The sequence below is a fragment of the Streptomyces sp. M41 genome (assembly GCF_043673425.1).
Taxonomy (GTDB): Bacteria; Actinomycetota; Actinomycetes; order Streptomycetales; family Streptomycetaceae; genus Streptomyces.
Genome location: NZ_JBIMKE010000018.1, coordinates 85,462 through 97,693, shown reverse-complemented (window position 1 = coordinate 97,693; position 12,232 = coordinate 85,462). Strand labels below are relative to the sequence as shown.

The following is a 12,232-nucleotide window of genomic DNA, read 5'->3' as shown; positions in this document are numbered from 1 at the left end:
CCGAGCGCCCGGCGGACGCCCTCCGGACACACACCGAGCGCGGGAGAACGGACGTTATCCACAGCCCCCGCGCCCGCCCGCGCGGCGACGTACGCTGGAACCCCCGGCCCGTACGACGTGTCGGGCCCTTCGTGTTGCCACCCCGGACGGAAAGCGCCCCGAATGAGTCTGCACGGTCTGCTCGACGCCGTAGTCAAGGACACCGCCCTCGCGGAAGCGACCAGGGCAGCCGCGGACGGCAACCGCATGCACGTCGACCTGGTGGGCCCCCCGGCGGCCCGCCCGTTCGCCATCGCAGCCCTCGCCCGGGAAAGCGACCGCCCCGTTCTCGCGGTGACGGCGACCGGCCGGGAGGCCGAGGACCTGGCGGCAGCGCTGCGCTCCCTCCTCCCCGCGCAGGGCATCGTGGAGTACCCGTCCTGGGAGACCCTCCCGCACGAGAGACTCAGCCCCCGCAGTGACACCGTGGGCCGCCGCCTCGCCGTCCTGCGCCGCCTCGCCCACCCCAGCGCCGACGACCCCGGGACCGGCCCGGTCTCCGTCGTCGTGGCGCCGGTCCGCTCGGTCCTCCAGCCCCAGGTCAAGGGCCTCGGCGAGCTGGAACCGGTGGCACTGAGGACCGGGCAGACCGCCGACCTCAACGCCATCGTGGACGCCCTCGCAGCCGCCGCCTACGCGCGCGTGGAGCTCGTGGAGAAGCGCGGCGAGTTCGCCGTACGAGGCGGCATCCTTGACGTCTTCCCGCCCACCGAGGAACACCCCCTGCGCGTCGAGTTCTGGGGCGACGACGTCGAGGAGATCCGCTACTTCAAGGTCGCCGACCAGCGCTCCCTCGAAGTCGCCGAGCACGGCCTGTGGGCCCCGCCCTGCCGCGAGCTGCTGCTCACCGACGACGTACGCGCACGCGCGCGTGCCCTCGCCGAGCAGCACCCGGAGCTCGGCGAACTGCTCGGCAAGATCGCCGAAGGCATCGCCGTCGAAGGCATGGAGTCCCTCGCCCCCGTCCTGGTCGACGACATGGAGCTGCTGCTCGACGTCCTGCCCAAGGGCGCCATGGCCGTCGTATGCGACCCGGAACGGGTACGCACGCGTGCCGCCGACCTCGTGGCCACCTCGCAGGAGTTCCTCCAGGCGTCCTGGGCCGCCACGGCCGGCGGTGGCGAGGCGCCCATCGACGTCGGCGCGGCCTCCCTGTGGTCCATCGCCGACGTACGCGACCGCGCGCGCGAGCTGGAGATGATGTGGTGGTCGGTCTCCCCCTTCGCGGCCGACGAAGAACTCGACGCGGACACCCTCAAGCTCGGCATGCACGCCCCGGAGAGCTACCGCGGTGACACCGCGAAGGCCCTCGCCGACACCAAGGGCTGGCTCGCCGACGGCTGGCGCACGGTCTTCGTGACCGAGGGCCACGGCCCGGCGGCCCGCACGGTCGAGGTGCTCGGCGGCGAGGGCGTGGCGGCGCGCCTGGAGGCCGACCTGGGGGAGATCTCCCCGTCGCTCGTCCATGTCGCCTGCGGCTCGATCGACTACGGCTTCGTGGACCCGGCCCTGAAGCTGGCCGTCCTGACCGAGACCGACCTGTCCGGGCAGAAGGCGGCCGGCAAGGACGGCGCCCGGATGCCCGCGCGCCGCCGCAAGACCATCGACCCGCTCACCCTGGAGACGGGCGACTACATCGTCCACGAGCAGCACGGCGTAGGCCGCTACATCGAGATGGTGCAGCGCACCGTCCAGGGCGCCACACGCGAGTACCTCGTCGTCGAGTACGCCCCCGCCAAGCGCGGCCAGCCCGGCGACCGGCTGTACATCCCGACGGACCAGCTGGAGCAGATCACCAAGTACGTCGGAGGCGAGGCCCCGACGCTGCACCGCCTGGGCGGCGCCGACTGGACGAAGACCAAGGCGCGCGCCAAGAAGGCCGTCAAGGAGATCGCCGCCGACCTGATCAAGCTCTACAGCGCGCGCATGGCGGCGCCCGGCCATGCGTTCGGCTCGGACACCCCCTGGCAGCGCGAGCTGGAGGACGCCTTCCCGTACGCAGAGACCCCGGACCAGCTGACGACCATCGCCGAGGTCAAGGAGGACATGGAGAAGTCGGTCCCGATGGACCGTCTGATCTGCGGCGACGTCGGTTACGGCAAGACGGAGATCGCGGTGCGGGCCGCCTTCAAGGCGGTGCAGGACGGCAAGCAGGTGGCGGTACTGGTGCCGACGACCCTCCTCGTCCAGCAGCACTTCGGGACGTTCTCCGAGCGCTACTCGCAGTTCCCGGTGAACACCCGGGCCCTGTCCCGCTTCCAGACCGACAGCGAGGCCAAGGCGGTCCTGGAGGGCCTGCGCGAGGGCTCGGTGGACATCGTCATCGGCACGCACCGGCTGTTCTCGTCGGAGACCAAGTTCAAGGACCTGGGCCTGGTCATCGTCGACGAGGAGCAGCGCTTCGGTGTCGAACACAAGGAGCAGCTGAAGAAGCTGCGCGCGAACGTCGACGTACTGACGATGTCGGCCACCCCGATCCCCAGAACCCTGGAGATGGCGGTCACGGGCATCCGCGAGATGTCCACGATCACCACGCCCCCCGAGGAGCGCCACCCGGTCCTGACCTTCGTCGGCCCGTACGAGGAGAAGCAGATCGGCGCCGCGATCCGCCGCGAACTGCTGCGCGAGGGCCAGGTCTTCTACATCCACAACAGGGTCGAGTCGATCGACCGCGCCGCCGCCCGCCTGCGCGAGATCGTCCCCGAGGCACGGATCGCCACGGCCCACGGCCAGATGTCCGAGCAGGCGCTGGAGCAGGTGGTCGTCGACTTCTGGGAGAAGAAGTTCGACGTACTGGTGTCGACCACGATCGTCGAGTCCGGCATCGACATCTCCAATGCCAACACCCTGATCGTGGAGCGCGGCGACAACTTCGGCCTGTCCCAGCTGCACCAGCTGCGCGGCCGGGTGGGCCGTGGCCGCGAGCGGGGCTACGCCTACTTCCTGTACCCCCCGGAGAAGCCCCTGACGGAGACCGCCCACGAGCGCCTGGCGACCATCGCCCAGCACACGGAGATGGGCGCGGGCATGTACGTGGCGATGAAGGACCTGGAGATCCGGGGCGCAGGCAACCTGCTGGGCGGCGAGCAGTCCGGCCACATCGCGGGCGTCGGCTTCGACCTGTACGTGCGCATGGTCGGCGAGGCGGTCGCGGACTACCGGGCCTCCCTGGAGGGCGGCGTGGAGGAGGAGCCGCCCCTGGAGGTCAAGATCGAGCTCCCGGTCGACGCGCACGTCCCGCACGACTACGCGCCGGGCGAGCGGCTCCGTCTCCAGGCCTACCGTGCCATCGCCTCCGCCAACACGGAGGAGGACATCAAGGCCGTACGGGAGGAACTCGTCGACCGCTACGGCAAGTTGCCGGAGCCGGTCGAGAACCTTCTGCTGGTGGCGGGCCTGCGCATGCTGGCACGCGCGTGCGGCGTCGGCGAGATCGTCCTCCAGGGCAACAACATCCGCTTCGCGCCTGTGGAGTTGCGCGAGTCCCAGGAACTGCGGGTCAAGCGCCTGTACCCGGGCTCCGTGATCAAGCCGGCGGTGCACCAGGTGCTGGTACCGCGCCCGAAGACCGCGAAGGTGGGCGGCAAGCCACTCGTCGGACGGGAGTTGCTCGGCTGGGTCGGCGAGTTCCTGACGTCGATTCTGGGGTCCTGACCGGGGGCGGCGGGGCTCGGCAGGGTGCTGGCCGGGTGGCGGAAGGGGCCGGCTGGGTGGCGGCCGGGCGGGCCGGATGACTCCGTGACCTCAAGCGGACTCGAGGTCAAGTACCGCTCCGGAACAGCGTCGCCGCCAGCGTCCGGAACACCTCCTCGGGATCCTTGTCGCCCACCGGCCCGTCCAGGTTGTGGCCGAGGAGCAGCGCCGCGAAGCCGTGAGCCAGGGACCAGGCGGCGACGCCGGCCAGGCGGGAGTCGATGCCGAGGGTCTCGGGACGTACGGCGGAGACGGCGCCGCGCAGCGCGTCACCGGCGAGTGTGCGGGCCGCGGTCAGTTCCAGGTCGTCGGTGCGTAGCAGTTCGGGAGTGAACATCACCTGGAAGTGCGCGGGGTGCTCGCGTGCGAAGCGGACGTAGTGCACGCCGGCGTCCTTGAGGTCGTCGGCCTCGGTGAGTGTGTCCGCGAGCAGCCCGAATCCCTCGGCGGCGATCGAGGTCAGCAGGCCGGTGCGGTCCCTGAAGTGATGGGCCGGCGCGGCGTGCGAGACACCGGCGCGACGGGCGAGGTCACGCAGGCTCAGCGCGGAGGGGCCGTCGGAGGCGATGACGTCCAGGGCGGCGGTGAGGATGGCCCGCCGGAGGTCGCCGTGGTGGTAGGTGCGGCGAGGGGACGGTTTCTTCGGGGTCGCCTGAGTGGCTTGGGCGGGCTGGGGAGCCTGGGCGGCTTGGGGGGCTTGCTCGGCCTGGCGGGACTGCTCGGCGGTTTGTTTCGCGGAGGCGGGCGGCTTCGGCGCGGGGGTCATGGTCAGCAGCGTACGCGCAATCTAGGCATTGACAAGTTCGTGAGGCTTCGGGCAATCTTGTCAGTGTCAAGTTGTGGGTTCGGAGAAGCCCGCGGTGATCGAGCGAGGGGGAGTCGCGTCATGGTGAATCAAGGCAGCGGTCCGGAACCGGGTCGCGTACGTCAGCTCTGGCACCTGCTGGAGCCGTTGCACGCGGTGCTGTACTACGCGCCGGAGGTCTTCGAGGAGGCTGCCGCACTCGGCTATCCCGTCGAGGAGCGCTGGCCGAGCTACTTCCCGTACCGGGCGGCGCCGTTGGGCGCGGTCGGCGCGGAGAGCGTCGCCTCGGCCTTCTACAGCTTCAGCCCTCGCATGGTCGCCGAACACATCGACCACGCCTGGAAGATCGCCGATCCCGCAGCGCTGCTGCGGGCGAGAGCGCGGGGGATCGACCGGTCCTACCGCGCGATATTCGGCGCCAGGGCGGACAGTTCGGAACTCGCGGAGGCCGCGGCCCTCGCCCGCCGCGCCGCCGAGGCCGCCGACACCGCGGGCCGCCCGCTCGCTGCCGCCACTGCCGCCCTGGACTGGCCCGAGGCCCCGCACCTTCAGCTCTGGCACGCCGCGACGCTGCTGCGCGAGCATCGCGGCGACGGCCACATAGCCGCCCTGCTGGTCGCCGGCCTCGACCCCGTCGAATCGCTGGTGTCCTTCGCCGCGATCGGCGCCGCGTCCGTGCAGCGCTTCGAGAGCCGAGGCTGGAGCCCCCAGGAATGGGCAGCCGCACGTGCCCGCCTGGCGGCCCGGGGCCTGGTCGACGCCGAAGGTACGGCCACGGATGCGGGTCGGGAGCTGCGGCGCGCGGTGGAGGACGACACCGACCGGCTGGCCGTCGCGCCTTGGCGGGCGCTGACGGCGCAGGAGATCGACCGGCTCGTGGAGCTGCTCGGCGAGTTCTGGGTGGCGGTGCTGTCCAGCGGCCTGCTGCCTTCGGAGACGACGCTGGGAATCGGGAAGGTGTGAACGCGAGGGTTCGATGAGAGGTGTCAACGAGAAGGTGTCAACGAGAAGGTGTACGCGGGCAGGCGTACATGGACTCGTTGGAAACGGGCGGCGTGAACGCGGCGGCGAACGCGACGGCGTGAACGCGACGGTGTGAACGCGACGGTGTGAACGGGCGCCGCGAACGGGGCGCCGCGATCGGCGTGACGCGAACGGCGCGAGGCGGACAGCGCGACGCTGACGGCACAGCGCGAAGAGGCCGCCCGCAGACGATTTCTCCCCGCGGACGGTCCCTGATCGCAAGTGGTTCGCTGAAGGCGTCCTCGCGTCCTCGGTCTACGGCTGGTCGGGCCTGTCGCGGTCCATGCCGAGCTCGCGCTCCATGCGCTGCTGCGCGTCGTCGACCTGGCTCTCGTACTTGTTGCCCGTCTTCTCGTTGGCCTTCCGTTCCGCGGTGTCGGACATGTCCCTGGCCTTGTCCTGACCCTGGCGGTTCTTGAACCTGTCGAAGATGCCCATGCGGAACTCCTTCCGGAGGTGATTCACCAACGACGATACGCCCGGATTATGAGGTATGCGCGATTGAATCCCGAATGGTCTGGACCTCCTGAACGCCGCCGTGCGCCGGGTCGCTACCGTGTGGACGAGGGCGTACCAGGGAAAGCCGCCTGTGCGGGCGGACGGGCAGCAAGGGGAGGGACGCGTCGTGATGCGTCTGAGGGGCGGGGCGGCGAGCGCCGCGGCGATGCTCGGCATGGTGCTGGCCCTGACGGGCTGCGAGGACGTCGACCTGCCCGTGGACGGCGCAGCCTCCGACTCCGCTGCCCCCGCTCCGGGGGCCGGCCGCGCCGCGAACCCGTTGGACAACCCCGACGGCACGAAGCCGGGGCTCGCGCCCCTCACCTCGGACGCCGACCGCAGCGAGGCGCGGGCCCTCATCGAGAAGGTGGCCACCAAGGGGCGCGGTCCAAGGACGGGCTACGACCGGGACGAGTTCGGCTATGCCTGGATGGACTCGGCCCCGGGTGGCGTCCCATTCGCGCGCAACGGCTGTGACACCCGTAACGACCTGCTGAGGCGCGACGGTGACGCCGTCCGCTTCCGCTCCGGCTCGGACTGCGTCGTGATGTCCATGACGCTGCACGACCCTTACACGGGCAGGACCATCGAGTGGGCCAAGTCCCGTGCCACGGCCGTACAGATCGACCACGTGATGCCGTTGTCGTACGACTGGCAGATGGGTGCCTCCCGCTGGCCGGAGGGCAAACGCCAGGACATCGCCAACGACCCCCTCAACCTCATGCCGGTCGACGGCCCGACCAACAGTTCCAAGGGCGACTCGGGGCCCGCGTCCTGGCTGCCCCCGAACAAGCGGATCCGCTGCTCCTACGCGGTGCGCTTCGCCCAGGTGTCGCTGAAGTACGAACTGCCGGTGACCACCGCCGACAAGGAGATGATGCTGCGCCAGTGCGGAGGCTGAGGCCACCGGATGTGTGACGAGGGCCGGCGACGAAGTGCCGGTCGGTGGGCGGAAATAGGTTGGTCGGCGTGGTGTCACCGGCTCTACGGTGATGGGCATGGAGCTGAAGGTGCAGAGCCTCGCCGAACGGCCCGAGATGCTGGGCGGGGTCCTGGAGATGGCGGACACCTGGCCCGAGTTCGCGACCCAGGACCCGGTGGGCAACGCCCTGTACGGCCGGATCCCCCTCGAACTCCCGGAGTACGTGCAGTTCGCCGAGGACGAGCGGGGCGAGGTCGTCGCCCACGCCTACAGCGTGCCGTTCGCCCTCGCCGCCGAGGGCCGCGGCAAGCTGCCCGCCCGAGGCTGGGACGAGGTGCTGGTGTGGGCCTTCGCCGACCTGCGCGACGGCACCCGCCCCGACACGGTCAGCGCCATCTCGGTCGTCATCGCCCCGCACGCCCAGGGCACCGGCCTGTCCGCGCGGATGCTCTCCGCGATGCGTGACAACGCCTGGGCCCTCGGCTTTCGCGAGGTGGTCGCCCCGGTCCGGCCCAACGCCAAGCACCTCGAACCGCACACCCCCATCGAGGAGTACGCCCGTCGCGTACGCCCCGACGGCCTGCCCCACGACCCTTGGCTGCGCGTCCACGCCCGGGCCGGCGCCACCATCGACTCCATCGCCCCGGCCTCCATGACCGTCGCCGGCTCGCTGGAGCAGTGGCGCGGCTGGACCGGGCTGCCCTTCGACACCGCGGGCGACGTCGAGGTGCCCGGCGCGCTGGCGCCGGTGCGGTGCGAGCCGGAGCGGGACTGTGCCGTGTACGTCGAGCCCAACGTGTGGATGCGGCACTCGCTCTGAGCCGGAAGCCGAGCCTCCGCGACCTGCGACGTCAAGCGAAGTGATCAGCACGACAACGGTTCGGTACAACCGGTGACCGTATGTCGGTGTCGACCTATACGCTCGAAGCGACAATCGCACGAACGAGGTTGTCCACACCGGGCCGGGGGCCGACCCTGCACGTCCACTTCAGGCAACAGGAGCAGCCATGCAAGGCCACGGCTACACGCAGCCGGTGAAGCAGCCGCCGACGACGGGGTGGCTGGTCTTCGTGCGCGTGGCCTTCGTCGTGGTCTCGGTGATGAGCTGCGGCATGCTGCTGTGGGTGATGATGCTGCGCCTGGCCATCGTCACCCGACGACCGCGCGACTGGTGTCTGTTCGCGGCGTCGATCGTGGTGGAGTTCCTCGGCCTCTACCTGCTGGGCACGGAACCCGGTGACGAGATCCACAGCGCGCGCGGCTGGACGGGCCTGATCCTCCTCCTCGGCGGCATGGTCGCGGCGATCGCGTACTACCTCGCCGCGGACATCCGCCACTTCCAGCAGCTCCGCCTCTCCGGACACGGCCCCCAGACGCCCCCGGCCTACGGCTACCCGCAGGGCCAGTCGCCGTACACCGCCACGACCGTGCCGCAGGGACCGCCGCTGTCCCAGGGCCCGGCACCGCAGACGCCGATACCCCAGACGCCGATACCCCGGCCTCCGATGCAGCAGACCCCCGTGCCGCAGCCGCCGATCTCCGGGACGCCGGTGCCGCCGCCCCCGCAGCGCCCCGCGCCCGCCCGCATCGACCAGGTGCGCGCCGAACTCGACGAGCTCAGTGACTACCTGCGCCAGCACGACGGGCGGCAGGACGACACCCACGAGGGCGGAAGGTGACCGTGACGGCAGGACGTGTCGTCGCCGGCCGCTATGAACTGTCCACGCTCATCGGGCAGGGCGGCATGGGGCAGGTCTGGACGGCGTACGACCAGCGACTCGACCGACGCGTGGCCGTGAAGCTGCTGCGTCCCGACAAGGTCGCCGGACAGGAGGCGGACGAGCTGCGCCGCCGGTTCGACCGCGAGTGCCGGGTGACCGCCCAGGTCGACCACCCCGGGCTCGTCACGGTGCACGACGCGGGAACCGCGGGCGAGGAGCTGTTCCTCGTCATGCAGTACGTCGACGGCGCCGACCTCTCCGACCATCTGGCCGAGCACAACCCGTACCCGTGGCAGTGGGCCGTGTCGGTCGCGGCGCAGCTGTGCGCCGTACTCAGCGCGGTGCACGCGGTGCCGATCGTCCACCGCGACCTCAAGCCGCGCAACGTGATGGTGAAGCAGGACGGCACGATCACCGTGCTCGACCTCGGGGTCGCCTCCGTCATGGACGCCGACACCACCCGCCTCACCCACACCGGCACCCCCATCGGCTCGCCCGCCTACATGGCGCCCGAGCAGGCGATGGGCGGCGCGGTCGGCCCGTACACCGATCTGTACGCCCTGGGCGTCGTGCTGCACGAACTGCTCAGCGGCGACGTGCCGTTCTCCGGCTCGACGGCGCTCGGCGTGCTGCACCGGCACCTGTACGAGCCGCCGCTGCCCGTGCGCCGGATCCGCCCCGAGGTCCCCGAGGCACTGGAAGCCCTGGTCCTGCGCCTGCTCGCGAAGGACCCGCAGCACCGCCCCGCCTCCGCGCAGGAGGTCTACGAGGCGCTGGCGCCGCTCCTGCCCCCACGCGGGACACCCAGCGGTGCGCCCCTCGACCCCACGCGCCCCTTCCTGCGCCCGCACGCTCCCTGGCCGGACCGGGCCCGCACCCCCGCGCCCCAGCCCACCCCCGCCACCCCCGTCACACCCGCCGACGAGAAGCCGGACGTCGCGCGAGCCGTCGACGAGGTCAAGCGCCTCCTCGGCGAGGGACGCATCACCCAGGCCGTCGACATCCTCGGCGCGATCCTGCCCGCCGCCGCCGAACAGCACGGCGAGCACTCCCCGGTCGTGCGCACCCTGCGCAAGCAGTACGCGGCCACGCTCATGGACGACGGCCAGTACCGGCGCGCGCTGCCCGAACTGCGCCGCCTCGCCGACGAACGCGCGGCCGAGGCCGGCCAGGCCGACCCGCAGTCCCTGCGCTTCCGCTACGACGCCGCCCAGTGCCTGGAGCAGCTCGGGGAGCCGGCGGCGGCCCTCGCCGAGTACCGCTCGCTGCTGCCGTACTACGAGAACCAGTACGTCTCCGGCAACGACCACGGACTCGCCCACGACGTCCGCCGCCGCATCGGCCACCTTCTGCTCGCCCTGGGCGACCGTCCCGCCGCCCACGACACGCTGGCCCGGCTGCTGCTCGACGTGGAACGCCTGCACGGCCCGGTTCACCCGCTCGCGGCCGAGGTGCGCCGGACGCTTCAGTGGCTGGGACAGGTGCGCGGCTAGGACTCGGCTACGACCGGCCGGCGCCGCCGATCGCGCACGCTGAGGGCCGTGCGGGTGGCACGGCGGTGCCGGAAGTCCTGATGAATCGTTGGTCGAATGGGTTGGCCAGAGCTTGCCCACTGCCTACCATCGATCACCGCAAGACTTTGTGCACTGCCGCACAAGCTCTCCTCGGGAGGTCTCCTTGCACCGCCGTCGCACCGCGCTCCTCCTCTCCGCCGCGATCGCCGCGGCACCCTTGCTCACCGCCTGCGGAAACGATGCGCATCCCGGCGCGGCAGCCGTCGTCGGCGGCCAGCGGATCACCGTCGCGCAGCTGGAGAACAGGGTGAGCGAGGTCCGCGCGGCCCAGCGCGAGGCCGTGCCGGACGACGCCCAGTACGCGCAGGTCATCGCCAAGTCCGGCACCCTCCCCAGGGACGTCCTGCACACCATGGTCCTGGACGAGGTGCTGCACCGGGCCGCGAGGGACGCGGGTGTGACCGTGACCCGCAAGGAGCTCCAGCAGATGCGGGGCGACCTGGAGGAGCAGGTCGGCGGCGCCAAGGCGCTCGAGACGGCCTGGCTCCAGCAGTACGGCATCCCGCCGCAGCGCCTCGACGAGAATCTCCGCCTCCAGCTCGAGGCCGAGAAGCTCGCCACGAAGCTCGGCACCGACACCGGCAAGCCCGCCTTCTGGAACGCGCTGGCCGAGGCGTCCAAGAAGCTCGACATCGACCTCAACCCGCGTTACGGCACCTGGGATGTCCAGAAGAGCAGCCGTGCCGACGCGAAGACGCCGTGGGTACGCGAGGTGACGGCGACGGGGGCGGGGCAGACGGCGTAGCGGCAGGGCAGGGCACGGCGCGCCCGCCTGCTGGTCAACAGGCGCGCCCGCCCGCCCGTGGACAAGGCCCGCGGGCCCGCCTGTGGACAAGGCCCGACGGTTGCCTGTGGACAACTCGAGGGGCCGTCGGCCTCGTGGGTTACGTTCGGATCGTGAACGCAACCAGCCCCGAAGCCGTCTCCCCCGGCCGTATCGTCCTGCTCACCACCAGCCACCGGGTCGCCCCCGGCCTGCTGTCCTGGCCCGCCTGGCAGGCGCTGCACGGCGCCGACCGTGTGCTGTGCGCGGACGGCGCGCATCCGCAGCTGCCGTATCTGCGCGAGGCCGGGACAAAGGTCGACGAGACCGCGCCGACCGCCGAGGAACTGATCGCCGCATGCGCCGGTGGCCGCACGGTCGTCGTCGTGGCCACGGGCGAGGGCGAGCCGGCCCTCACCGACGGCCTGGCCCGTCTCGCCGGCTCCGGGCGCGCCACCATGCCGGAGCTGGAACTGCTGCCCGCCTCCTACGACCTGCCCGGCGCCCGCCTCCTCGACCTCGTCCAGGTCATGGACAGCATCCGCGCCGAGTGCCCTTGGTCCTCCCAGCAGACCCACAAGGGCCTGGCGAAGTACGGCATCGAGGAAATCTACGAACTCGTCGAGGCGATCGAGGAAGGCGACCGCGACGAGCTCCGCGAGGAGCTGGGGGACGTCCTGCTCCAGGTCGTCTTCCACGCCCGCATAGCCGAGGAGGACACGGAGGCTCCCTTCTCCATCGACGACGTCGCGGGCGGCATCGTCGCCAAGCTCATCCACCGCCACCCCCATGTCTTCGGTGACGAGTTGGCGACGACGCCCGAGGAGGTCAAGGAGCACTGGCGGCGCACCAAGGCGGTCGAGAAGCAGCGCGAGTCCGTGACGGAGGGCATACCCCTGGGCCAGCCGGGCCTCGCCCTCGCGGCGAAGCTGGCCTCCCGGGTGCGCACGGCGGGCCTGGACGTCCCCCTGCCGAAGGGTGAGGGCATCGGCTACGAGCTCCTCGCGATGGCGACCCGCGCGGAGGCGTCCGGGGTCGACCCCGAGGCGGCCCTGCGAGTCGCGGCCCGGGCCTACCGGGACGCGGTGCGAGCCGCCGAGGGACAGCGAGCCGCCGAGGGACAGGGGGAGTAGCAGGGCAGCCGGGGGCCCGCCCTCCGCAGCCCCCGGCCTCCATCCCGCCCCGGCCCCCATC

10 protein-coding genes are annotated in these 12,232 nt (G+C 71.6%); 8 read left to right on the top strand and 2 right to left on the bottom strand.

The features are described from left to right. Nucleotides 1–162: 162 nt before the first annotated feature. The gene (gene mfd / locus ACHBTE_RS22215) at nucleotides 163–3,693 is read left to right on the top strand and encodes a transcription-repair coupling factor (RefSeq protein WP_394725752.1); all 3,531 of its coding nucleotides are present in this window, start codon (nucleotides 163–165) and stop codon (nucleotides 3,691–3,693) included. 106 nt (nucleotides 3,694–3,799) lie between these two features. On the opposite strand, the gene ACHBTE_RS22210 is transcribed toward mfd, so the two are convergent. Beyond that, a complete protein-coding gene (locus ACHBTE_RS22210; protein WP_394725751.1) occupies nucleotides 3,800–4,498 on the bottom strand; it encodes a TetR/AcrR family transcriptional regulator in 699 nt (232 codons plus the stop codon). Between the two features lie 120 nt (nucleotides 4,499–4,618). Here ACHBTE_RS22210 and ACHBTE_RS22205 point away from each other — a divergent pair, with 120 nt between their 5' ends. Next, nucleotides 4,619–5,500, top strand: coding sequence for a hypothetical protein (locus tag ACHBTE_RS22205; RefSeq protein WP_394725750.1), 882 nt, complete (start codon nucleotides 4,619–4,621; stop codon nucleotides 5,498–5,500). 315 nt (nucleotides 5,501–5,815) lie between these two features. Here the strand turns inward: ACHBTE_RS22205 and ACHBTE_RS22200 are convergent, their stop codons facing one another. Next, nucleotides 5,816–5,998: an Rv0909 family putative TA system antitoxin gene (locus ACHBTE_RS22200; protein WP_394725749.1), complete on the bottom strand. Its 183-nt coding sequence runs from the start codon at nucleotides 5,996–5,998 to the stop codon at nucleotides 5,816–5,818. Between the two features lie 190 nt (nucleotides 5,999–6,188). On the opposite strand from ACHBTE_RS22200, the gene ACHBTE_RS22195 reads away from it, so the two are divergent. The 6 genes from ACHBTE_RS22195 (at nucleotide 6,189) to ACHBTE_RS22170 (ending at nucleotide 12,171) form a co-directional block, all read left to right on the top strand. Then, nucleotides 6,189–6,959: an HNH endonuclease family protein gene (locus ACHBTE_RS22195; protein ID WP_394725815.1), complete on the top strand. Its 771-nt coding sequence runs from the start codon at nucleotides 6,189–6,191 to the stop codon at nucleotides 6,957–6,959. 97 nt (nucleotides 6,960–7,056) lie between these two features. Beyond that, nucleotides 7,057–7,800: an N-acetyltransferase gene (locus ACHBTE_RS22190; protein ID WP_394725748.1), complete on the top strand. Its 744-nt coding sequence runs from the start codon at nucleotides 7,057–7,059 to the stop codon at nucleotides 7,798–7,800. 187 nt (nucleotides 7,801–7,987) lie between these two features. Continuing rightward, nucleotides 7,988–8,659: a hypothetical protein gene (locus tag ACHBTE_RS22185; protein WP_394725747.1), complete on the top strand. Its 672-nt coding sequence runs from the start codon at nucleotides 7,988–7,990 to the stop codon at nucleotides 8,657–8,659. Nucleotides 8,660–8,697: 38 nt separating this feature from the next. After that, nucleotides 8,698–10,194, top strand: coding sequence for a protein kinase (locus tag ACHBTE_RS22180; RefSeq protein WP_394725814.1), 1,497 nt, complete (start codon nucleotides 8,698–8,700; stop codon nucleotides 10,192–10,194). A 184-nt stretch (nucleotides 10,195–10,378) separates the two neighbouring features. Further along, nucleotides 10,379–11,020 (top strand): SurA N-terminal domain-containing protein, encoded by a 642-nt coding sequence (locus ACHBTE_RS22175; protein WP_394725746.1) that lies wholly within the window; start codon nucleotides 10,379–10,381, stop codon nucleotides 11,018–11,020. Between the two features lie 152 nt (nucleotides 11,021–11,172). Continuing rightward, the gene (locus tag ACHBTE_RS22170) at nucleotides 11,173–12,171 is read left to right on the top strand and encodes a nucleoside triphosphate pyrophosphohydrolase (RefSeq protein WP_394725745.1); all 999 of its coding nucleotides are present in this window, start codon (nucleotides 11,173–11,175) and stop codon (nucleotides 12,169–12,171) included. Nucleotides 12,172–12,232: the final 61 nt, after the last annotated feature.